20 protein-coding genes are annotated in these 23,669 nt (G+C 47.4%); 11 read left to right on the top strand and 9 right to left on the bottom strand.

Going from position 1 to position 23,669, the window contains the following annotated elements:
• Positions 1 to 41 precede the first annotated feature (41 nt).
• Positions 42 to 626 carry a redox-active disulfide-containing membrane protein gene (locus AC6I8Y_RS21220; RefSeq protein ID WP_498021560.1) on the bottom strand — a complete coding sequence of 195 codons (585 nt, stop codon included), beginning with the start codon at positions 624 to 626 and terminating at the stop codon, positions 42 to 44.
• A 3-nt stretch (positions 627 to 629) separates the two neighbouring features.
• Positions 630 to 1,370: an SURF1 family protein gene (locus AC6I8Y_RS21225; RefSeq protein ID WP_498021561.1), complete on the bottom strand. Its 741-nt coding sequence runs from the start codon at positions 1,368 to 1,370 to the stop codon at positions 630 to 632.
• Positions 1,371 to 1,464: 94 nt separating this feature from the next.
• Between AC6I8Y_RS21225 and AC6I8Y_RS21230 the strand changes: the two genes are divergently transcribed.
• Positions 1,465 to 1,689 (top strand): DUF2909 family protein, encoded by a 225-nt coding sequence (locus AC6I8Y_RS21230; protein ID WP_042469869.1) that lies wholly within the window; start codon positions 1,465 to 1,467, stop codon positions 1,687 to 1,689.
• Positions 1,690 to 1,752: 63 nt separating this feature from the next.
• Here the strand turns inward: AC6I8Y_RS21230 and AC6I8Y_RS21235 are convergent, their stop codons facing one another.
• From AC6I8Y_RS21235 to coxB, 4 genes are read right to left on the bottom strand one after another with little or no spacing between them, the layout of a single operon-like run.
• A complete protein-coding gene (locus AC6I8Y_RS21235; protein WP_234496300.1) occupies positions 1,753 to 2,634 on the bottom strand; it encodes a cytochrome c oxidase subunit 3 in 882 nt (293 codons plus the stop codon).
• Entirely contained in the window at positions 2,627 to 3,259 is a 633-nt protein-coding gene (locus AC6I8Y_RS21240) for a cytochrome c oxidase assembly protein (RefSeq protein ID WP_498021562.1), read from the bottom strand. The genes AC6I8Y_RS21235 and AC6I8Y_RS21240 overlap by 8 nt, the downstream gene beginning before the upstream one ends.
• A 14-nt stretch (positions 3,260 to 3,273) precedes the next feature.
• Complete coding sequence (gene ctaD / locus AC6I8Y_RS21245; protein WP_234497822.1) at positions 3,274 to 4,917, bottom strand: cytochrome c oxidase subunit I; 1,644 nt, start codon at positions 4,915 to 4,917, stop codon at positions 3,274 to 3,276.
• On the bottom strand, positions 4,917 to 6,086 hold the full coding sequence (gene coxB / locus AC6I8Y_RS21250; RefSeq protein WP_498021564.1) for a cytochrome c oxidase subunit II: 1,170 nt from the start codon (positions 6,084 to 6,086) through the stop codon (positions 4,917 to 4,919). Before coxB ends, ctaD begins: the two co-directional genes overlap by 1 nt.
• Positions 6,087 to 6,654: 568 nt before the next feature.
• Between coxB and AC6I8Y_RS21255 the strand changes: the two genes are divergently transcribed.
• Positions 6,655 to 8,733, top strand: a complete 2,079-nt coding sequence (locus tag AC6I8Y_RS21255; RefSeq protein ID WP_498021566.1) for a DUF4962 domain-containing protein — start codon at positions 6,655 to 6,657, stop codon at positions 8,731 to 8,733.
• Between the two features lie 69 nt (positions 8,734 to 8,802).
• Here the strand turns inward: AC6I8Y_RS21255 and AC6I8Y_RS21260 are convergent, their stop codons facing one another.
• Positions 8,803 to 9,417 (bottom strand): fumarylacetoacetate hydrolase family protein, encoded by a 615-nt coding sequence (locus tag AC6I8Y_RS21260; protein WP_498021568.1) that lies wholly within the window; start codon positions 9,415 to 9,417, stop codon positions 8,803 to 8,805.
• Between the two features lie 250 nt (positions 9,418 to 9,667).
• Between AC6I8Y_RS21260 and hutC the strand changes: the two genes are divergently transcribed.
• From hutC to AC6I8Y_RS21295, 7 genes are all read left to right on the top strand, one after another.
• Entirely contained in the window at positions 9,668 to 10,378 is a 711-nt protein-coding gene (hutC, locus tag AC6I8Y_RS21265; RefSeq protein WP_446566891.1) for a histidine utilization transcriptional repressor HutC, read from the top strand.
• Between the two features lie 187 nt (positions 10,379 to 10,565).
• Positions 10,566 to 11,798, top strand: coding sequence for an imidazolonepropionase (gene hutI, locus AC6I8Y_RS21270; protein WP_498021570.1), 1,233 nt, complete (start codon positions 10,566 to 10,568; stop codon positions 11,796 to 11,798).
• Complete coding sequence (gene hutG, locus AC6I8Y_RS21275; protein ID WP_498023070.1) at positions 11,782 to 12,819, top strand: formimidoylglutamase; 1,038 nt, start codon at positions 11,782 to 11,784, stop codon at positions 12,817 to 12,819. Before hutI ends, hutG begins: the two co-directional genes overlap by 17 nt.
• Before the next feature lie 99 nt (positions 12,820 to 12,918).
• Entirely contained in the window at positions 12,919 to 14,625 is a 1,707-nt protein-coding gene (hutU, locus tag AC6I8Y_RS21280) for a urocanate hydratase (protein WP_498021571.1), read from the top strand.
• 10 nt (positions 14,626 to 14,635) lie between these two features.
• A complete protein-coding gene (hutH, locus tag AC6I8Y_RS21285) occupies positions 14,636 to 16,168 on the top strand; it encodes a histidine ammonia-lyase (RefSeq protein ID WP_498021572.1) in 1,533 nt (510 codons plus the stop codon).
• Positions 16,169 to 16,557: 389 nt separating this feature from the next.
• On the top strand, positions 16,558 to 18,009 hold the full coding sequence (gbpA, locus tag AC6I8Y_RS21290) for an N-acetylglucosamine-binding protein GbpA (RefSeq protein ID WP_498021573.1): 1,452 nt from the start codon (positions 16,558 to 16,560) through the stop codon (positions 18,007 to 18,009).
• Positions 18,010 to 18,167: 158 nt separating this feature from the next.
• Entirely contained in the window at positions 18,168 to 18,995 is an 828-nt protein-coding gene (locus AC6I8Y_RS21295; protein ID WP_498021574.1) for a putative outer membrane beta-barrel protein, read from the top strand.
• 53 nt (positions 18,996 to 19,048) lie between these two features.
• Here AC6I8Y_RS21295 and AC6I8Y_RS21300 read toward each other — a convergent pair whose 3' ends face one another.
• Entirely contained in the window at positions 19,049 to 20,665 is a 1,617-nt protein-coding gene (locus AC6I8Y_RS21300; RefSeq protein WP_252015490.1) for an NAD(P)/FAD-dependent oxidoreductase, read from the bottom strand.
• 211 nt (positions 20,666 to 20,876) lie between these two features.
• On the opposite strand from AC6I8Y_RS21300, the gene fdxA reads away from it, so the two are divergent.
• Positions 20,877 to 21,200: a ferredoxin FdxA gene (gene fdxA / locus AC6I8Y_RS21305; protein WP_042469860.1), complete on the top strand. Its 324-nt coding sequence runs from the start codon at positions 20,877 to 20,879 to the stop codon at positions 21,198 to 21,200.
• Positions 21,201 to 21,260: 60 nt separating this feature from the next.
• On the opposite strand, the gene AC6I8Y_RS21310 is transcribed toward fdxA, so the two are convergent.
• Positions 21,261 to 21,995, bottom strand: coding sequence for an RNA methyltransferase (locus AC6I8Y_RS21310; protein WP_498021575.1), 735 nt, complete (start codon positions 21,993 to 21,995; stop codon positions 21,261 to 21,263).
• 425 nt (positions 21,996 to 22,420) lie between these two features.
• Here AC6I8Y_RS21310 and codB point away from each other — a divergent pair, with 425 nt between their 5' ends.
• Positions 22,421 to 23,665 (top strand): cytosine permease, encoded by a 1,245-nt coding sequence (gene codB, locus AC6I8Y_RS21315; protein ID WP_394149310.1) that lies wholly within the window; start codon positions 22,421 to 22,423, stop codon positions 23,663 to 23,665.
• The last annotated feature ends 4 nt before the right edge of the window (positions 23,666 to 23,669 follow it).

Consider the following 23,669-nt stretch of genomic DNA (forward strand, 5'->3'; position numbering starts at 1 on the left):
CGACTCCTTGCTCTGCCTACCGATTCTGCTCTGTTCACTGATCACCCGACTCTTGAAAGCTTCAACAGCTTTCTTAGGTCGGAGAGTAGTCCTTTACTGTGCGATACCTGCTCTTCTTTAGTAGCGGGAGGGAAATACATCACCAACTGACCTAACGTGTCTGCAATAAGATAGCCCTGTGATGGCACCACGCCCGCGAACGCATCGTTAACGGTCACCACGGTGAGTGTCTCTGGAAGTTCTGGCAGCGCTTGCTCAGGGAGAACATACACAACAGGTGCCACGCGCTCTTTATACTTGCCTAAAGCAAGGTAGGTCTGTCCCATGATGTAAAGTCGGTTCATACAAGCTTCATCACACGTGGCGGGTAGCATGAAACCAAGCTGCCAGCTTTGGCTCTGCAATGGATTATCAATACCCAGAGTTTCAAACGTCATTCGAGGCTCAATGAGCTGACCGTGATTGGTCACGCCCGACTCATACCAGTTGTTGCTCAGAATGGCTTTGGCAATAATGAAAGGCAATGCAAAAAACACCACCAGAGCTATCAAGGTTAAGCGGCCACGTCGCACTGTTTTGGGGTCAACAACGGGTTTTCTGGTTTCCATACCAAGGTTGCTACTCATATTTCACCCTCTATTTTCATTTTTTACACGACCTGAAGTGCTGCGCCATCTAACAAAGGCAACCACAACAACCAGCGCGAATACTGCTGCCATCGTGAACCATTGAAACGAATAGCCATAATGCTTTGCTGAGTTCATGGAGATTGGCTTCCAAGGGTGCGGGTAATCGGTCAAATTTTCAGTTGGTTGAATAACCCAAGCTGACAACTCGCCTCCGATTGCTTCCACATCGGCGCCTGTCAAAGCCTGCTCGCTACGCAACGCTTCACTCAGCAATGCCAAATTAAGGTTTTGAATCCGATATAACGAATAGTGTTCGTCAACAAACCGCTCACTGTGCAACTCACTGCCAAACGGACTATCTATTTTCTTATAGAGTCGCCCTTGAACATCGACTGGCTTTGATATTGGCGTCACCTTAGGTAAGTGACGTCTGTCTAATCCACCAGCAATGAAGCCCAGCTCTACCAAAAACCGTTGATTTTTTTGTGATGGAGCAATCATCAATTGATAAACGAGATAACCCACTACGCCATCTAGAGTTTGATTGTCGAGATAATATAGATAAGGACTAGGCACCAAGTAAGCACTTACTGGCAAACCTATCCATTTCAGATAGTTATGCCCACTATGCTTCGCTAGAGGTAGAGAGAGTGAAGTAATCTCTGCGGCAGGTAACAAAGCACGCTGCGCCAAGGTTTCCTCTAACGCGACTTTTTCATCACCGCGTTGATGTTGCCACATTCCTAATTTGACCAATGCTGAAAACACAACCAAAGTTAAAGCTAAACCAATCCAAAACTTCACGGTTTTGAACCAGATAACGCGAGGAGTACCAATGTCGCCCACACTGTTGTTTAAGATTGCTTTAGTACTGCTGTTACTCTTCATCATCTTTAACTTAGCGCTTGCCCTAATTCGAATGGTGCGCGACGACCCTGATTCGGATAAACCCATGAGTTATTATTTGGGCCGTCGTGTTCTGTTCTCCGCGATTGTCATTATTCTTCTCATCATCGCACTTCAAAGTGGTTTGTTAACGCCTAACCCCCGTCCTTACTAGCTAAAATCTTTAACTAACTAAAATTCTCAGCCCTGCGAAATACCATTCGCAAGGCTCCCATATCTATAAGACGTACACAAAAACAAATAGACACAACCACACCACATCGACAAAGTGCCAATACCAACTGCCCGCTTGGAACCCAAAGTGGTCTTTAGGGGTGAAGTGGTCTTTCGCTATTCGGAATAGAAGGACGATTAAGAACACTGTCCCGATAAATACATGAAGACCATGGAAGCCAGTGAGCATGAAGAAGGTATTGCCGTAGATACCCGATTGGAGGGTTAATCCCATATCCTGATAAGCATGAGCGTATTCGACCGCTTGGTAATATAAGAAAAACGCAGCCAAGACGATGGTGATCTCTAGCCATACAATGAGCGCGGTACGCTTGTTTTTCTCAAGGCTGACATGGGCCATATGCAGGGTTATCGACGATAACAGCAGGATGACGGTGTTCTGTAGTGGTAACCCCGTCCATGGCATCGCTTCTGTGGTGGTGCCGCCTGGAGTGGTAGTGAGAGGCCATATCGCCTCAAATGCCGGCCACAACACCTCATGAGTCATGGCATTATTGTCTGCGCCGCCTAACCAAGGGACTGATATCATTCTTGCGTAGAACAGAGCACCAAAGAACGCACCAAAAAACATCACTTCAGAGAAGATAAACCAGCTCATGCCTTGCTTAAATGAGCGCGACAGCTGAGCAGAATAAAGCCCAGACATGGATTCAGAGATAACATTACTCATCCACCCAGAAAACATGTAGATAAGTACCGCCACGCCAAGCGCTAATACGATACCCCCAATGACGCTACCTGCACCGCCAGTATCAAGGTGTTGAACGGTTAGTCCCGCCCCAACTGCAACAAAAAACAGCGCTACGGCTCCAACAATGGGCCAACTGCTCTGCGCCGGAACATAATAAGTTTGAGTCTTACTCATAGCTTATCTCCGATGTTGATAGATTCAGTGCGTCGTTACCGCTGTCGACCTGTGCACGAGAAATATCGAGAGTGGCACCTTGGGTCGCTGCACTGCTCGTAATGTTATAAAGGGTGTAAGAGAGGGTCAGAGTATGAATTGACTCTGGAATGTCTGGCTCGATATAAAAGATGAGTGGCATTTCGGCTTCGCCTTTGCCCTCTAACGGCTGATGATTGAAGCAAAAGCACTCTATTTTATTGAAGTATGTCGCACCGGTACCCGGTGATACAGATGGCACCGCCTGCCCTATTAGTGATTGATTAGATTGGTTCTTAGCCAGATAGGCTGTTTGAATGACTTCACCGGGGTGTACGTCCAAAGAGAGTTTCTCTGGTTTAAACGCCCAAGGCATATCAGGATTAACATGCGCCATAAACTCAACACGAATAGTGCGTGAGATGTCGGCTCGCATGCCTACAGGCTGAACAGCAGATTCGGTATTGGTTTTGCCGTTAATACCAAGCGCCTCACACATAAGGTCGTAAAGAGGCACCAAAGCGAAACCAAAGCCAAACATCGCAACTACGGCGACACCCAGCCAGCCCACCAGTTTTCTGTTCGATTTTTTAGTTTCGCTATCCATGGCAATCCACCCTACTAATCAATCTTTGGTGGTGTGGTGAAGGTATGATGAGGTGCAGGGCTCGGTACTGTCCACTCAAGGCCTTCAGCGCGTTCCCAAGGCTTGGCTTCAGCCTTCTGACCACCTTTAATGCACTTGATGACTAACCAAAGGAAAATAAGCTGCGACAAACCAAATGCAAACCCGCCAATAGAGACGATCTGGTTCACATCCGCGAACTGAATTGCGTAGTCTGGAATCCGGCGTGGCATGCCAGCTAAGCCCAAGAAGTGCATAGGGAAGAACAGCACATTCACCGAGATAACTGAGCACCAGAAGTGCCAAAGGCTGAGTTTGTGGTCATACATATTCCCCGTCCACTTAGGCAGCCAATAGTAGGCAGCAGCCATGATGGAGAATACAGCACCTGATACCAACACATAGTGGAAGTGCGCGACAACAAAGTAGGTGTCATGGTACTGGAAGTCAGCGGGCACTATAGCCAACATCAAGCCCGAGAATCCACCGATGGTGAACAATACAATAAAGGCGATGGCAAATAGCATCGGCGTTTCAAACGTTAATGCCCCGCGCCACATGGTTGCCACCCAGTTAAACACCTTCACGCCCGTTGGTACGGCTATGAGCATGGTGCAATACATGAAGAAGAGCTCAGCAAACACCGGCATCCCGGTCGTGAACATATGGTGTGCCCAAACCAAGAAAGAGAGCAAGGCGATACTGCATGTTGCGTACACCATTGAGTGATACCCGAACAGCTTCTTGCCACTAAATGCAGGCACGATCGCAGAGATGATGCCAAAGGATGGCAAAATCATGATGTACACCTCAGGGTGTCCGAAGAACCAGAAGATATGCTGGAACATGACTGGGTCACCACCACCAGCGGCGTCGAAGAAGCTGGTACCAAAGTACTTGTCGGTCAGCACCATGGTCACAGCCCCAGCAAGTACCGGCATTACCGCAATCAGTAGGAATGCCGTAATTAACCATGTCCACACAAACAGAGGCATTTTCATCAGTGTCATGCCTGGCGCTCGCATGTTGAAAATGGTCACGATCACGTTGATCGCCCCCATGATCGAACTGATACCCATGATATGAACCGAGAATACAAACAGTGCCGTACTATCTGGCGCGTAGGTGGTTGATAGCGGTGCGTAGAAGGTCCAGCCAAAGTTAGGACCACCGCCAGGCATAAACAGTGAAGCAATCAGAATGAGAAACGCAAACGGCAAGATCCAGAAACTTAGGTTGTTCATGCGCGGCAGCGCCATATCCGGCGCACCAATCATTAGCGGCACCATCCAGTTGGCTAAGCCGGTAAATGCAGGCATCACCGCTCCAAATACCATGATGAGACCATGTACCGTCGTCATCTGATTAAAGAAGTTCGGCTCTACAAGCTGCAAACCAGGCTGGAACAACTCGGCGCGAATGACCATCGCCATGGCTCCGCCGGTCAAGAACATAATAAAGCTGAACCAGAGGTAGAGGGTTCCTATATCCTTGTGACTTGTGGAGTATACCCAGCGCTGCCAACCGGAAGGCGCGTGATCATGATGATCGTCTTCTAAGACTGCCGTGCTGTTTGCGCGGCTCATGTCAGCATCGGTCACCGCGGATGCTTTCACTTTTTCCATTGGATCCGTTTTCATCATAACTCCTTGGAGCTAGGCTCCGCTTCCTGAGCTTTGTACGCATTGATGTCTGAGGCTTGAATTACATCTCCCGTGTTATTACCCCAAGCGTTACGCTGATAAGTAATAACTGCTGCGATCTCTTTATCGGTTAGCTGATTGGCGAACGACTGCATGGCTGTACCAGGCACTCCGTCAACAATTTTGCTGATGTGGGTAACAATAGGGCCCGTCGTCGCCACTTCGGCCCCTGCAATCGCAGGGAACGCACCGGGAAGACCTTGTCCATTCGCTTGGTGGCAGACAGAGCAGCGACTTGCATAAATGCTCTCGCCCGTAGTCAATAGCTCTTCAATGGATAACGTCGCATCCAAAGCTTTGGCCGCTTCGGCTTTGGCTAGCGCCATCTCTTCTCGCTTACCAGCCAACCATACGTCGTAATCCGCTTGTGTCATGGCTTGAACGACAATGGGCATAAAGCCGTGCGCTTTACCGCAAAGCTCGGCACATTGACCTCGATAGACACCAGGCTCGTCAATTTTGGTCCAAGCTTCATTGATAAAGCCCGGGATGGTGTCCTTTTTCACGGCAAAGTCAGGCACCCACCATGAATGGATAACGTCATCGGAAGTCATTAAGAAACGGATCTTTTTATCGATGGGCACAACCAGCGGGTTATCCACTTCAAGCAGATAGTGTGCCCCCTTCTCTTCTATCCCATCGATCTGTTTTTGCGAGGTCGACATCAACGAGAAAAATTCAACGTCTTCGCCAAAATAGGCATAGTGCCATTTCCACTGCGAACCGGTAATTTTGATCGTGATATCTGATTGAGAGGTATCTTCCATCGCTACTAAGGTTTTCGTCGCAGGAATCGCCATCAATACCAAGATAATGATGGGTATCACGGTCCAAACGACTTCGACTTTGGTACTCTCGTGGAAATTTGCAGGCACAGCACCTTTGGACTTTCTGTGTTTGAAAATGGAGTAAAACATCACCCCAAACACCACAAAGGCGATTGCACAGCAAATGTAAAAGATGAGCATATGCAGGTCATAGACTTGGTTACTGATATCAGTAACACCCCGAGTTAAGTTGTAGTTACTCGACTCGGCGAGGAGAGGTTGGCTGACAAGCGCAGTCGCCAAACCAATCCCAACGTGAATGGTCAGCAATCTCTTCAAAAGATTTCTCCTTTGCCTAGCCACGCCGTTTTTGACGTGGTTCCCCTATGACTTGTACCAAGCACGTCCAGAGAGTGATCAAACAATCTAGGATGGGACAAGTCCGTAATCAAAACCCAACAAGCTGTGATTCGACGACGGTAAACGAAGACCAACTAGGTTTTTTCGACCCTTCACTGGGTCTAAAAAAGTAATGCCAAACTGCACAAGTAAACGGTCAAGACGAAAACTTAACCACTTACTTATTGAGTCCGGTATCAATAAAATACAACCAGAAACAAATTGTTATATTTTTGTTAACTAAAGGCTAGTTAGAGATTTCCAGATCTGCAAGGATAAAAATAATCGGAGACTTTTTGTGATAACGGCTTATCGAACACTCTAAAGATTTTGACAAAATGCTAAGTTAGGTTTCTTGTTACAAGTCGATAACGCGACCAAATTTCTTCATTGGTTACACTTCACAAAAACGTAAGAGAATGCGTAGAAGTATTTTATTATTGTATGACAATATGTCATATTATCCGCAATTCCTTTTCGACACATTTGTATCTACAAGAGAGTTCGTATGAGTAACGAGAAATCATTCGACGCAATCAAGAAAATGAAGCTGGAGAACGATACTTCAGCTGGTAACTTGGTTGACCTACTTCCTATTGAAGTTCAAAAGAGAGACTTTGACCTTTCTTTCCTAGACAACCTTTCTGAGGCTCGCCCTCGCCTACTTATCCAATCTGAAGAATTGGCTGAGTTCAAAGCTAAGGTTAAAGAAGATGAGTCTTACTGCATGTTCGACGACTTCTTCAATAACTCAACGAAGAAGTTCCTAGACACTGCACCATACGCAGAGCCACAACCATACCCAGAAGAAACAGTAGGTAAAGCCTCTCTATGGCGTCCTTACTGGCGTCAAATGTACGTTGATTGCCAAATGGCACTTAACGCAACTCGTAACTTGTCTATAGCAGGTATCGTGAAAGAAGACGAAGCGCTAATCGCAAAAGCAAAAGCGTGGACACTTCAACTCGCTACTTACGATCCAGACGGCGTAACATCTCGCGGCTACAACGATGAAGCGGCGTTCCGCGTTATCGCAGCAATGGCTTGGGGTTATGACTGGCTGCACGCTCACTTCACAGAAGAAGAGCGCGAAACCGTACGTGAAGCACTAGTAACTCGCCTAGACGAAATCATGCATCACTTGAAAGTGACGGTTGACCTACTGGCTAACCCACTTAACAGCCACGGTGTTCGTTCAATCTCGTCTGCTATCATTCCGACGTGTATTGCGCTTTATCACGATCACCCTAAAGCAGGCGAATACATCGCTTACGCTCTAGAATACTACGCAGTTCACTACCCACCATGGGGCGGCGAAGACGGCGGTTGGGCAGAAGGTCCTGACTACTGGAACACGCAAACCGCATTCCTAGGTGAAGCTTTCGACCTATTGAAAGCGTACACTGGCGTGAATATGTTCAACAAAACGTTCTACGAGAACACAGGTGACTTCCCGCTATACTGCATGCCTGTTCACTCGAAGCGCGCAAGTTTCTGTGACCAGTCATCTATCGGTGACTTCCCAGGTCTTAAACTGGCATACAACATCAAGCATTACGCAGGTGTAAACCAGAAGCCAGAGTACGTTTGGTACTACAACCAACTTAAAGGTCGTGATACTGAAGCGCACACTAAATTCTACAACTTCGGTTGGTGGGACTTCGGCTACGACGATCTTCGCTTCAACATCCTATGGGATGCACCAGAAGAGCAAGCTCCGTCTAACGATCCACTGCTAAAAGTGTTCCCAATTACAGGTTGGGCTGCGTTCCACAACCGTATGACTGAGCGCGATGAGCACATCCACATGGTATTCAAGTGCAGCCCGTTTGGCTCAATCAGCCACTCGCACGGTGACCAAAACGCATTCACACTGCATGCATTTGGTGAAACACTAGCATCTATCACTGGTTACTACGGTGGCTTCGGCGTAGACATGCACACTAAGTGGCGTCGTCACACGTTCTCTAAGAACCTTCCACTATTTAATGGTAAAGGCCAGTACGGAGAGAACAAGAACACGAACTTCGAAGGTCACCAAGACCGCTTCTGTATCGAAGCTGGTGGTCAAATCACTGATTACGATACAGATTCTGATGTTAAGTTCGTTGAAGGTGATGCAACCGCATCATACAAGTTCTTCACGCCAGACATTGAGTCTTACAAGCGTAAGATCTGGTTTGTAAAAGGCAAAGTGTTCGTAATGCAGGACAAAGCAAGCTTCGGTGAAGAGAAAGACCTGACTTGGCTAATGCACACAACGTTCAACACAGAGACAGCTGATAAGTCATTTGCTATCCGTGGTGAGAATGCACACCTAGACGTGAGCTTCATCAACGACAGCGCTGACAGCATCACCTCTGTGAAAAATGTTGAAGGCTTTGGCGACGTAGACCCTTACGAGTACCAAGACCTAGAAATCCACCGTCACGTTGAAGTGGAATTCTCTGCAGCTAAGCAGCACAACGTTCTAACGCTATTGGTTCCAAACAAGAACAACGGCGAGCAAGTTGAAGTGTCTCATAAAGTTGAAGGCAACACGCTTCTTCTGACTGTAGACGGCGAAACAGTGACTATCGAGCTGTAATCGCATTCATACGCAAACACCCCGCAATTAGCGGGGTGTTTTTGTTTCTGGCGTAGCCTAAATCGTTAATTAAACCGCGACCCATTCAACCTCAATAATCGCCTTACCGTCGTGCTTGATGCGGCCAAGGAATCGGTCACCCTCAACAATCTCTCCCACACCCTGTGGAGTACCCGTCATAACCACGTCTCCGTCCTCTAGACTCGTATAGGAGTTGAGCTCTTGTAAGATGACTTGTGGCTTGTAAAGCATCTGAGGCGTGCCGCCTAGCTGCATGCGCATGCTGTTAATGAAAAGCTCTACTTCTAACTTACTGACATCTAAGCCCTCAAGAGGGATAAATCGACTGAACTTCGCAGAGTGGTCGAACGCTTTCGCACGCTCCCATGGCAGTCCTTTACCTTTGAGCTTAGATTGTAGAGCGCGCTTGGTAAGATCTAAGCCAAAGCCGACAGCATGCAGTTGCTTGTCTTTGATAATGAAGCAGATTTCCGCCTCGTAGTGGAGAGGTTCATCGAGAAAAGAATGTAACTCAGTCGCTATACTTGAGTTAGGCTTATTGAAGACCACCATGTTTTCCGGCACTTCATTACCCAGTTCATGGATGTGTTCGACGTAGTTACGCCCCACACATAGAATCTTGGATGGATAAAACTTTGTTTCTCCGACATCGACCGCTTTCATTTCTTTTCCCTGAATACCACCACTTAACCTGAACCGTTTATTTTAACGGAAGATAAGTGACAGACTTATGATTTAGAAGAAAAAAGTTCAAACTTGAGGCAAAGATCTGCTTTTGCTTACCTAACCATAACGCCTACCATCTGACGGGTTATTTAAGGCGTCAATCGCACATCAATCGATCGAACACCTTGCATTTTCCAGCAATTTCCATAACCATTTGTATATTCAAATTGTAAAGCTTGAGCGATTGATGCCTGCAGAACCACTCTATATCCAGATAAAACAGTATATTGAAGACAAGATCGACCAAGGTCATTGGGGGATTGGAGAGCGTATTTCGACAGAAATGGAGCTCACCGAACAGTTCGATGTCAGCCGTATGACGGTTAACAAAGCGATTCGAGATTTGGTGGGTGAAGGCAAGCTTGAACGGCGTCCACGTCTTGGTACCTTTGTGACACGTCCAGTCGAAAAGGCTCAATCACCGCTGCTTGATACAAGAAACATCGCTAACGAAGTCGCGTCACGTGGCAAGCAGTACTCCAGTGAAGTACTCCGTCACGAGGCAACACAGGCAGATCAACACATTGCCACAAAACTCGGCGTGATGTTGGGGAGCTCAGTATACTACAGTGAAATCCTTCACAAAGAAAACGAGCTACCCATACAGCTTGAGTGTCGCTGGGTGAACGCTAAATACGCACCACATTATCATCAGCAAGACTTCACAAAAACGACCCCAAATGAATACCTTACTGCTAACTGCCCTATGACGGCAGTCGAGCATACTGTTGAGGCAATCACCTGTAGCGATCAACTGAGCTCACTGCTGGAAATGAATCCTTCGGAGCCATGCTTGCTTCTTCATCGACGCACTTGGAGTGAAGATAAATTGATTAGTTCAGCACTGCTTTATCATCCAGGCAGCCGCTACCAGCTAAGCTCTAAAGTCGAGCTCTAAAATCACCATCAACCTCCATCATTAGAATCACTTCGCTAGCCTTTTTAAACAAAGCGTTAGCGATGATCCTTGAGCATCCCCCACCCCAATTAATTTCAAACTTGATCACATTTCGTTCAACCTCACTTGATCAATTGTATATATTCATCTATTAATTTGTATATACAATAACTACTCTACGCACACTATGAATCTGATCCTTACCAACGCGCGCATTGTGACAATGGAGCCGGGTATTGATGGTTACCTCCCATCAAAACCTTGCACGCTGGTTATCCGTGGCGGATACATTAACGCGATCCTCCAAAACGAAAACGAACTAGAAACCTTACACAGGGACATCACTGACGATGTTCCCGTATTCGATTGCAAAGACAAAATCATCACCCCAGGACTGATTGACCCTCACACCCACTTGATCTTTGCTGGTAGCCGAGCGCAGGAGTTTGAGAACCGCTTGAACGGCATGTCATATGAAGCAATTGCCAAAAGCGGTGGTGGTATAAACAGTACTGTTCAAGCCACCCGAGAAGCCTCTATCGAAGAACTTGTTGAGCTCGCATTACCAAGACTTGATAGCCTGATCCGCAGTGGGTGCACAACCATTGAAGTTAAATCAGGTTATGGTCTGACACTCGACGATGAGGTGAAGATGTTGCTAGCCGCCAAAGCGCTTGAGAATCATCGCAGAATTAACATCACTACCACCCTACTCGCCGCACATACCGTACCGCCCGAGTTTCATGGTCGTGCTGATGAGTACATAGACTACGTCACTGGCACCATTATTCCCCACGTGGCGAAACACCAACTTGCTGACGCTGTTGATGTTTTTTGTGAATCCGTTGGCTTTACCCTCGAGCAAACCAAGCGCGTTTTCCTTGCAGCCAAGGAGCACGGGCTCGCCATTAAAGGGCACACCGAGCAACTGAGTAACCTCGGTGGAAGCGCCCTAGCCGCTGAGTTCAAAGCGCTATCCGTCGATCATATTGAATATCTAGACGATGTTGGCGTAAGAGCACTGGCAAGCAATGGGACCGTCGCAACTTTGTTGCCGGGAGCGTTTTACTTCTTGCGAGAAACCCAGCAACCACCAATACAAAGCCTAAGATCCCAAAGCGTTCCTATGGCTATTGGTAGCGATTTGAATCCGGGTACTTCCCCTTTTGCCAACCTTCAATTAATGATGAATATGGCTTGTACTCTGTTCCGCTTAACACCAGAAGAGAGCCTTCGTGGAGTCACGTGCCACGCCGCAAAAGCCATCGGGCAATACCAGCACATAGGGCAAATCAAGCTAGGCTATCGCGCCGATTTGGCAGTATGGAATATCGACCATCCAAGTGAACTTGGCTATCAGTTTGGCATGAGCGGACTTAGCAAACGAATCATTGCAGGGAGTGTTGAAGATGTCCTCTAAACACCGCACCCCATTTGTCTGGACTGGTCGCGACGATCTCGAAGATGGCGATAAGCGCTGTCGAGTTCATCATAAGATCCACACCTCTGAAGACGCTCAAAGACCATGCCTTCAGTTAATGGGCTTTTGTACTGATGAGGGAGTAAAACGAAACAAAGGACGAGTTGGTGCTCAGCAAGGTCCAGATGTTATTCGTGCTGCCTTGGCAAATTTGGCGTGGCATCAAGACAACGCCATTGTCGATATAGGCAATGTAAGCTGTTCTGATAGCCAGTTGGAACTGCATCAAGCAGCAGCTTCAGAAAAAATCACTCAACACCTTTCCAATGGCCCTATTGTTGTAATGGGCGGTGGTCATGAGATTGCGTGGTCTTCATTTAAAGGACTGTCCGATTATTTATCGGGGGCGAACAGCAAATCAGATGAAAAACCGAGTATTGGCATTATCAATTTCGACGCCCATTTTGACCTCAGAGAATACCAATCAAAAGATGGGGCGTTAAAAGACATCGAACTTAAGCCAAGTTCCGGTACGCCCTTCTCTCAAATCGCCGACTATTGCCAAGCCAAGGGGCACCCGTTTCACTATCTCTGCTTAGGAGTGAGTGAAACTGGCAATACAAGAGCCCTGTTCGACAAAGCCGATGACTTGCGAGTTCAATACATCAGAGACACCGAGCTCTTTGATACACCACTGCACGATAATATCGCCAAATTGCAACGCTTTATCGCCAATGTCGATATCGTTTATCTAACGATTGATCTTGATGTCTTTAATGCCAGCCTAGCACCTGGAGTCAGTGCACCCGCCGCATTTGGAATGACGCTCGAGCAGTTTATCCCGCTGCTCAACACCATTCTTGCGAGCAATAAGCTCATGCTTGCTGACATCGCTGAATATAACCCGAATTACGATACTGATAACCAAACGGCCAAGCTCGCAGCAAGAGTGTGCTGGCAAATACTGGTAGCGATGTCTAACCAAACTATTCAACAAAATATGCACACACAACAGCAGTAATCGCCAACTAATAACGTAAACACTCTCTGCCCATGCTCACAACAAAGCCGCTACCACAATAAAAGCGTCAAGTAAGGCAGAGTTCAAAAGGAAATGACAATGACAAATAAACACCATTCACGCCTTGATACGTCTCGCTCAATCAAAGCGCCTCGCGGCACTGAGCTCAATGCGAAATCGTGGCTAACTGAAGCTCCCCTTCGCATGCTAATGAACAATTTGGATGATGAGGTAGCTGAACACCCTCAATCGCTTGTTGTCTATGGCGGCATAGGACGAGCAGCGCGCGACTGGCAGTGCTACGACAAGATCGTCGAAGTACTTAAGCGTCTTGAGGATGACCAAACACTCTTAGTGCAGTCTGGCAAACCTGTTGGCGTCTTCCCTACACACAAAGACGCACCACGAGTGTTGATTGCCAACTCTAACCTCGTTCCTCATTGGGCAAACTGGGAACACTTCAATGAGCTCGATAAACAAGGGCTGATGATGTACGGTCAAATGACCGCAGGGTCATGGATCTACATCGGTTCACAAGGCATCGTTCAAGGCACTTACGAGACCTTCGTTGCTATCGCTAAAAAACACTTCAATGGTGACGCAGCCAACAAATGGATTCTAACCGGTGGCTTAGGTGGTATGGGCGGTGCACAGCCTCTCGCAGCCACTATGGCAGGCTTCTCAATGATCGCTGTTGAGTGTGACGAATCACGAATCGACTATCGCCTAAATACTCGCTATGTCGATACTAAGGCGCATTCACTCGACGAAGCTCTCTCAATCATTAAAAACAGTGACAAGCCAATTTCAGTCGGTCTACTGGGAAATGCAGCGGACCTCTATGCCGAACTGGTTAATAGAAACATTACGCCAGACGTGGTAACCGATCAAACCTCAGCACACGACCCTCTCAATGGCTATCTGCCGCAAGGCTGGACCATGGAGTTTGCCAAACAGCAGCGTGAGAGTGATCCTGAAGGCGTTGTAAAAGCGGCAAAAGCGGCGATGGCAGTGCAAGTTCAAGCTATATTAGATATGCAAGAAAGAGGTGCGGTGGCCACCGATTATGGCAACAACATTCGTCAAATGGCGCTTGAAGAAGGCGTACAAAATGCCTTCGATTTCCCTGGTTTCGTGCCTGCCTACATTCGACCTTTATTCTGCGAGGGCGTAGGACCGTTCCGTTGGGCGGCCCTATCGGGCGATCCAGAAGACATCTACAAGACCGACCAAAAAGTAAAAGAGCTCATTCCAGATAACCCACATCTACACAACTGGCTGGATATGGCGCGCGAACGCATTCAATTCCAAGGCCTACCCGCGCGCATTTGCTGGGTCGGTCTGAAAGACCGCGAGCGCCTTGGCCAAGCCTTCAACGAGATGGTGAAAAGTGGTGAACTTAAAGCACCAATTGTGATTGGTCGTGACCATCTAGATTCAGGTTCGGTCGCCAGCCCAAACCGTGAGACGGAAGGCATGATGGATGGCTCAGATGCTGTTTCAGATTGGCCGCTGCTGAATGCTCTGCTCAACACCTCAGGAGGCGCAACCTGGGTGTCTCTGCATCACGGTGGTGGTGTTGGCATGGGCTTCTCTCAGCACAGCGGCATGGTAATTTGCTGTGATGGCAGTGACGACGCTGCACGCCGCATCGCACGAGTACTGCACAATGACCCAGCAACAGGCGTCATGCGCCATGCGGACGCTGGGTACGATATCGCCAAACAATGCGCGAAAGAGCAAGGACTTGACCTTCCTATGTTGGATACACAAGCGCTAGATACACAAGACAAGAGCCATGGGTAAGGAGTCCATCATGTTGAAGTTAGTCCTAAAACCCGGTCAGTTAACCCTTGCTCAGCTTCGCCAATTAAGCCGCTCTCCAGTCAGCTTATCTCTCGACCCTGCGGCAGTCGAAGATATTGAAGCCAGCACGCGAATCGTCGAGCAGGTTATCGCCGAAGATCGCACTGTATATGGCATCAACACCGGGTTTGGCTTACTCGCCAACACCCGAATCGAGCCAAACGATCTTGAGATCCTACAAAAAAGTATCGTTCTCTCCCATGCTGCTGGTATTGGTGAGCTGATGAGTGATGAGACTGTCAGATTGATGATGGTTTTAAAAATCAATAGCTTGGCTCGTGGCTTTTCAGGTATCCGTCTTAAAGTCATCAATGCCTTAATTGAACTAGTCAACTCTCAGGTCTACCCTTGCGTGCCACAAAAAGGCTCCGTTGGCGCCTCTGGCGACCTTGCTCCATTGGCTCATATGAGCACCATCTTACTCGGTGAGGGAGAAGCTCGTCATAACGGTAAGATCATCAGCGGATTAAAAGCCCTGCAGATCGCAGGTTTGGAACCTATTACCCTAGCGCCAAAAGAAGGACTAGCACTTCTTAACGGGACACAGGCGTCGACGGCGTTTGCACTGGAAGGTCTGTTCTTGGCCGAAGATCTGTTTGCTTCTGCCACGCTTTGCGGCGCTATGTCGGTAGAAGCAGCGCTTGGCAGCCGACGTCCGTTCGATCCTCGTATTCATCGCGTGCGCGGTCATCGCTCACAGATGGACGCAGCGCAGGCTTATCGCCACCTACTTGAAAACAGCAGTGAAATTGGCGACTCACACCAAGGCTGTGAAAAGGTACAAGATCCTTACTCATTGCGTTGTCAGCCGCAAGTGATGGGAGCTTGCTTACAGCAAATACGCAATGCCGCAGAATCACTGCAAGTTGAAGCGAACTCAGTGTCAGACAACCCGCTCGTGTTTGCTGATGACGGCGATATTATCTCTGGAGGGAACTTCCATGCTGAGCCTGTGGCAATGGCGGCAGATGGTCTAGCACTAGCGATTGCCGAGATTGGTAGCTTGTCGGAAAGGCGAATGGCACTATTGATCGACAGTGCGCTCAGCAAGCTGCCACCGTTTTTGGTAGATAATGGCGGTGTAAACTCTGGCTTCATGATTGCTCAGGTTACCTCAGCAGCCTTAGCCAGTGAAAATAAGACTCTCGCCCACCCTGCGTCAGTAGATAGCTTGCCAACGTCAGCAAACCAAGAAGACCATGTGTCCATGGCAACTTTTGCAGCAAGAAGGCTTAAAGACATGTCGGAGAACACTAGAGGTATCTTGGCGGTCGAATATCTCGCCGCAGCTCAAGGTTTGGACTTCCGTACCCCTCTAAAGTCCTCACCGAGAATCGAGCTAGGTAAGCAAATCTTGCGAGAATCAGTCCCCTTCTACGATAAAGATCGGTATTTTGCTCCAGATATTGCCAAGGCTAACGACATCATAAAACTTGCGCTTCACAATGGGTTAATGCCAGAGCACATTCTTCCAAGCTTATAACGCCCAAAAATCTATCCTATCGATAAAGGGGTCAGCAATTAGCTGACCCCTTTGTTATTCTACTTTTTTCCTTTTTGAGAACCAAATGTCACCTAAGCAGCACTGCCGATGGCATCAAAGCTCTATCTGAACTTTCTCACTCAATGATAATAACAACATTAACAATAGCTTTAGTATAAAAAGGCAGGATATTCCTCTATTTTTTGTCACCGAAATGCTAGAAAATCTATTTTATAGAGTCCCATTCCATATCTGATTTAATCCATTCGCCAGACTTATTTTTCCACTCTAAATTACTCTCAGCACTTGTAAGAAAAAAGTGACAAGAAGAAAAAAACTGTTAACTGCACACTCTGTGCTGAAGAAACTGATTAAGAGAAGGTATTGGTATGAGACACACTAAAGTCTTGATTTCAATGGCAACTATTGGGTTAGTCGCCAGCCCACTTGTTCACAGTCACGGCTATGTTTCAGCGGTTGAAAACGGCGTCGCCGAAGCTCGCGCAACGTTATGTAAGTATCCGGCAGACACCGGAGAGCAGAACGTAAACTGTGGCTCTGTTCAATGGGAACCACAAAGCGTTGAAGGGCCTGAAGGCTTTCCAGAGGCTGGCCCACCAGACGGTCAAATTGCCAGCGCAGGTTTGTCACAGTTCTCGCCGCTCAACGAACAAACAGCGGATCGTTGGGTCAAGCGTCCAATTCAGTCTGGTATGCAAAATTTTGAATGGACGTTTACTGCAAACCACGTAACCCGAGATTGGAAGTACTACATCACGAAACCAAACTGGAACCCGAATCAGGCCCTTACTCGTGATTCATTTGACCTGAATCCATTCTGTGTTGTCGATGGTAACATGCAAAAACCACCAAAGCTGACAACGCACCAGTGTAACGTACCAGCTCGCGATGGTTACCAAGTGATCTTGGCGGTTTGGGACGTAGGTGATACTGCTGCCGCTTTCTATAACGTGATTGACGTGCAGTTTAGTGGCGACAATCCTGGCATTCCAGGTTGGACACAAGCAGGTACGATTAACCCAACGATGGACCTCAAACCAGGTGACTCAGTTTATACCCGAGTGTTTGACGCTAACGGAGAGCTACCAAGTCTTTCGACCAGCGTTACCATTGAATCGGAACAACAAGGTCAAGCAAACCAGTGGTCTCATGCACTAGCAACACAGATTAATAGTGAACATAGCAACATCAAAGCGGGTCAGCCGGACAACAACGGTAACATCGCTCCAGTCTACGGCAGCAACACCGTCTATGTGGCAGAGAATAGTGCTCTAGAGCGTGTGGAAATCGGCTACGACATCGTAACGCCTCCACCAAGTGCAGGTGCTGAAGTGACCGGTCTTGAACCTAAATACACGATTGGCGATACACCTGTTACGCTAGCACTTAACGTCGCGGCGACAGGAAAAGTAGCAATTACTTTGAACGTCTATAATCACGCACAAGAGTCACTGGCAAATAGCGAGCTAAACCTTGAGGATGGTGACAGTCAGAATGTTGATTTAGTTTTGTCTAAGTCGGAGCCAGGACACCATATGCTCGTTACTCGAGTTCGCGATGAGAAAGGCAACCTAGTTGATCAAACAACTCAAGACTTTATGTTGGTTGATGAGTCTGTGCCTGGAGACTACGACTTCGTATTCCCGGATGGTCTATCTCAATACACAGAAGGCACTAAGGTACTAGCGACAGATGGACACATCTACCAATGTAAGCCTTTCCCTTACTCTGGATACTGTGTGCAATGGTCACCAACCGCGACTCAGTTTGAACCAGGTACGGGCAGTCATTGGACATCAGCTTGGGATAAGCTGAACTAACGTTCAAACCCCAAGAGCAGGCAACTCCCCTATGCCTGCTCTTTTTTTGCTCCAAATCACACTACAAAATCATTACCCGTCAATAACGTACTAAACATAACCATAACCTTCTGATATATTTCTAACTCTACTCTATAAAAACTTGTTTGGTGATAGAAATGGATCTTCGTCATCTTGTCATTACGGGCTCGCTGTTAGGAGCCACTACATTTCCTGCGGTTTCCGGTGAGTTTCACATCGCCGGCGGTGCATTTTTTTCTCAGGCCGACACTTCTATTGGCGTGACGAACCCTAATACCGGTAATGAGTTTGACTTAGATTTTGAATCAGATCTGAGCCTAAAGGAACGTTCGACACTGCCATATTTACTGGTCGGCTACGATTTCAATGAACGTCACGGCATTTTTTTAGATTGGCGCAGCCTTCACCGTAAAGCGAGCAATCAAGCGGTAACAAAACCGTTTATATTGCCAGACTCCGGCACAGAAGTTCAGGCGGGGGCACGCATCGATTCTACCCTCAATATCGATATCTTACGCTTTGGCTATAACTACAAGTTCTATGACGGTGAGGATTGGGATTGGAAAGCCTCGATAGGCTTACACGTGATGAACTTTAAGGTTGGCTTTGGTGGTGAGATAGGCATTCGTATGGATGACGAAACCGGAACCATTCCGGTAAAAGATGAAGAGTTCACTGATTTAACAGCCCCGCTTCCCAACATTGGTCTAATCACCGACTATCGCATTAACGATAACTGGCATCTACTTGGCCACGCGCAAGTTTTTGCACTAAGTATCGAAAACATCTCTGGTTTACTGCTCGATCTAGGGGCAGGAGTCGAATACAAGTTTACTGACGACTTTGGTCTAGCAGCAACGTACAGCTACTACGAGATTAATGTGGATTACGGTCGTGATTTTGCAGACTTGGACGCGAAATTTAAATTCTATGGACCAATGGCTACGCTCACTTACGTGTTCTAACTGCCAGAGACTAAAAAGCCCACCTAAGTGGGCTTTTTCTGTTATTTACGAGATTAAGCCTCAGCTAAGTCTTCAACCATTGCAAGCGCAAGCGCCTCAGCAACTTTGATACCATCAATACCCGCTGACAAAATACCGCCCGCATAACCCGCACCTTCACCCGCAGGGAAGAAGCCTTTCAGGTTCACACTCTGGTAGTCTTTACCACGTTTAATACAAACTGGAGAAGATGTACGTGTCTCTACGCCCGTCAATAGGCCGTCTGCACCCGCAAAGCCTTTGATCTTCTTATCAAAAGCAGGAATTGCCTCACGGATCGCTTCAATAGCAAAATCAGGGAGTGCTTTAGAAAGATCGGTCAGCTTGATACCCGGTGTGAATGACGGCTCAACATCACCCAGTGCACTTGGATCGTTACCTTTTAGGAAATCACCAATTTTTTGAGCTGGCGCGTCATAGTTCTCACCGCCCAGTACATAAGCATTACTCTCTAGCTCACGCTGGAAACGAATGCCCGCAAGTGGATCTCCTGGGTAGTCATGCTCAGGTGAAATGCCAACAACGATAGCGCTGTTCGCGTTACGCTCGGCACGCGAATATTGACTCATGCCGTTGGTTACAACTCGACCTTCCTCAGAGGTTGCGGCTACGACAGTACCACCTGGACACATACAGAAGCTGTAAACCGTGCGACCGTTCTTACAGTGGTGAACCAGTTTGTAGTCAGCAGCACCTAGAATTGGATTACCGGCATTTGGGCCAAAGCGCGCTTCATCGATAACAGATTGCTTGTGCTCAACACGAAAACCTACCGAGAAAGGTTTTGCTTCCATGTAAACACCGCGTTCATGCAGCATCTCAAAGGTATCGCGAGCACTGTGACCAACAGCGAGAACGACATAGCGCGTTTTGATTTCTTCGCCGTTAGACAACGTTAGGCCTGTAATTTGGTCATTGTCCATGTGGATATCGTCAACGCGAGTGCTAAAGCGGATTTCACCACCAAGCTCGATAATTTTTGCGCGCATCTTTTCAATCATGGTAACCAGCTTGAAGGTACCGATGTGAGGCTTGCTCACATACATGATTTCTTCTGGTGCACCAGATGCAACAAACTCTTCAATTACCTTACGGCCGTAGTGCTTTGGGTCTTTAACTTGGCTATACAGCTTTCCGTCTGAGAACGTACCTGCACCACCTTCACCAAACTGAACGTTTGATTCAGGGTTTAAGTTGCGCTTGCGCCAGAAACCAAAAGTATCTTTGGTACGTTCACGAACTTCTTTACCACGCTCCACAATAATTGGCTTAAAGCCCATCTGCGCAAGAACCAAACCCGCGAACAAACCACAAGGGCCAAAACCGATAACCACTGGGCGCTCAGTTTGGTTAGCTGGCGCTTTTGCCACAAACTTGTACTCCATATCTGGAGTCACTTTTACATGTGGGTCATCAGTAAACTTCTCGAGCAGTTCCGCTTCGTTCTCTACAACCACATCTAACGTGTAGATCAGCAAGATGCGGGTCTTTTTACGGGCATCGTAACCGCGCTTAAACATGTTGAAAGAGATCAATTGGTCTTCAGAGATGCCAAGCTTTTTCAAAATAGCTTGGGAAATTTCACCTTCCTCGTGATCAAGAGGCAGTTTGATTTCGGTTAAACGTATCATGGAATGGTCTCGCGTCGTTGGTGTCTTAGCTCGTAAACACTGGGCTTACTCGCTCACAATGGCGCGCATTTTACGTTAACTTGAATTGTCTGTCATACTTAATTGAATTTTGCAGGTGAGAGACTGCCCAAGTCATCGCAAGATGTTGAATTTTGCGTCGGGATCAGTATTATCGCCCCTCCACAAATTAGGCTAATAAGAGTTAACCACCATGGCATTTGTCGTTACCGATAACTGTATTCAATGTAAATATACCGACTGTGTAGCGGTATGCCCAGCTGATGCCTTTCACGAAGGCCCAAACTTTATGGTGATTAACCCGATTGAATGTATCGACTGCGGGCTTTGTGTTCCTGAGTGTGATGCGCAAGCTATCTTCCAAGAAGATGAGCTGCCAGAGGACCAAGTGGTTTACATCGAACTCAACGCAGAGTTATCTGAACTATGGCCAGTACAGACCGAAGTAAAACCGGCAATGGAAGACGCTGAAAAGTGGAATGGCGTACCAAACAAACTTGGGATGCTAGAGAAGTAGTTTCAGAAAGTGTCGTCGCCCCTGCGCTGGCAGGGGTCTACTCAAAACGCGCATCAGTCTTTAACTGTGCTGACGTCGATAGTTATCCATAATAATCCCCGTCGCCATCGCTACATTAAGCGACTCAGCACCACCGAACGACGGAATGGTGATCTTGTCAGTGACATATTGCTCCGCTTCTGGGCGAACACCATGTGACTCACTGCCCATCAGCAATATACCTTGTTCCGAAAAATCGGTTGAGTGAACACTTTCACCTTCAAGAAACGCACCGTACACCGGAATACTCGCCTGGTTGAGATAACGAGGTAGATCCAGCAAAGTCACTTGAACGCGACCAAAGCTACCCATGGTCGCTCGAATGGTCTTAGGGTTATACGGATCCGCGCAATCACTGCTGGCTACGATGTGTTTGATGCCATACCAGTCGGCAATACGAATTATCGTTCCCAAGTTACCCGGATCAGAAACACCATCAAGCGCGATCATCATACCTTCTGCGGACGGCGCTTGAACTTTAGGGATCTCTACAATCGCTACAGCTGCGTTGTTACTGACTAGAGAGCTCGCTTTAGTCAGCTCTTCTAAAGACGCTTCGATGCAATCATATTGACTAAGCTCGCTGGCGTGTTTTTGCAAAAAATCATCGGTAGCAAAGACCTGCTTTACAACCAAGGAAGTGTCGACAAGCTCAAGAACGTTCTTCTCGCCCTCAACCAAAAATAGGCCGTGCGCTTTGCGCTGTTTCTTTTGCCCAAGGGCTCTTAGCAGTTTTAGTTGGTTTTTTGAAATCATTGTCTTACCTCAGATGAAAGCGGGCGCATTATATACTTAATTACTTGCTTGATGCGAGTCTCCTCCGACTCTTGGCGCATGATCCTCTTTTCGCTAAAGCCAACTGCTTAATGAAGGAACAAGTAAACTTTCAATTTTAAGGCTATGAAACGAATTTTTAGCTAAAGTAATTAAAAAGCTCACTTAGCCCTCCCGAGCAAACGGTTGCCATGGTCAGATAGAAATTATTTATACTTTTTCCAGATTAATGACCCGCTATTAACCATATGATTAATAGGACTAAATAACCATACCAACTAAAAAAGCATGATTTTTTGCCAAATTGACGGCTTGACACCGTGATTTACATCACCATAATACGCGCCGTTTGCCTGAAATACGGGTAAACGTACGACAAATAGATTTAATGAATGGTGAGGTATCAGATGTCTGCGGATAACAACTACAGTTTAGGGCCGGTTCCAAAATCGGCGAGAAAGGGAGTCGCTTCATTAACCATGGTGATGCTTGGTTTGACTTTCTTCTCCGCAAGTATGTGGACTGGTGGTTCCCTTGGTACTGGTCTCTCATTTAATGATTTCTTCCTCGCTGTTCTCATTGGTAACCTCATCCTCGGTATCTACACTTCCTTCCTCGGTTACATTGGCGCTTCTACTGGTCTCTCTACTCACCTTCTTGCTCGATTCTCTTTTGGTTCTAAAGGCTCTTGGCTCCCTTCTGTATTGCTAGGCGGTACGCAAGTAGGTTGGTTTGGTGTAGGTGTGGCTATGTTTGCCATCCCAGTTCAAAAAGCGACAGGCATTGATACCAACATCCTTATCTTAGTAAGCGGTCTATTGATGACTGCAACGGTTTATTTCGGTATTTCAGCGCTGATGGTTCTTTCAGCTATCGCTGTTCCTGCGATTGCCATTCTGGGTGGTTACTCAGTACTCACCGCTGTCGATAGTGCTGGCGGCGTTGCGGAGCTTCAAAAGATTCAACCCGCAGAGCCTCTCGACTTCTCAGTAGCACTTGCGATGGTGGTAGGTTCATTTGTCAGCGCAGGTACACTGACTGCCGACTTCGTTCGATTTGGCAAAAAGCCAATGGGCGCGGTGTTCATTACTATGGTTGCCTTCTTTATTGGTAACTCGTTGATGTTTATCTTTGGCGCTGCAGGTGCGTCGGTAACTGGTCAGTCAGACATTTCCGAGGTAATGATTGCTCAGGGTCTACTACTTCCTGCAATTATCGTTCTGGGTCTAAACATCTGGACGACCAACGATAATGCACTCTACGCTTCAGGCCTTGGTTTCTCTAACGTGACGGGTCTACCAAGCAAATACCTATCTATGGCTAACGGTGTGGTCGGTACCTTGTGTGCTCTTTGGCTTTACAACAACTTTGTTGGCTGGCTGACTTTCCTATCACTTGCTATCCCACCAATCGGCGGCGTAATCATTGCGGACTTCCTTATCAACCGTAAACGCTACGCAAATTTTGATACGGCAAAATTCCAAACGGTAAACTGGGCAGGTATCATTGCTGTTGCTATTGGTGTAGCAGCAGGTAACTTCCTACCAGGCGTTGTCCCTGTAAATGCAGTACTTGGTGGCGCTCTGAGCTATCTTGTACTTAACCGTCTTCTTAACGCTAAAACAGCTCAGCTAGAAAACGCTGACGCGTAATTAT

It is taken from the genome of Vibrio sp. KUL78 (assembly GCF_059725505.1).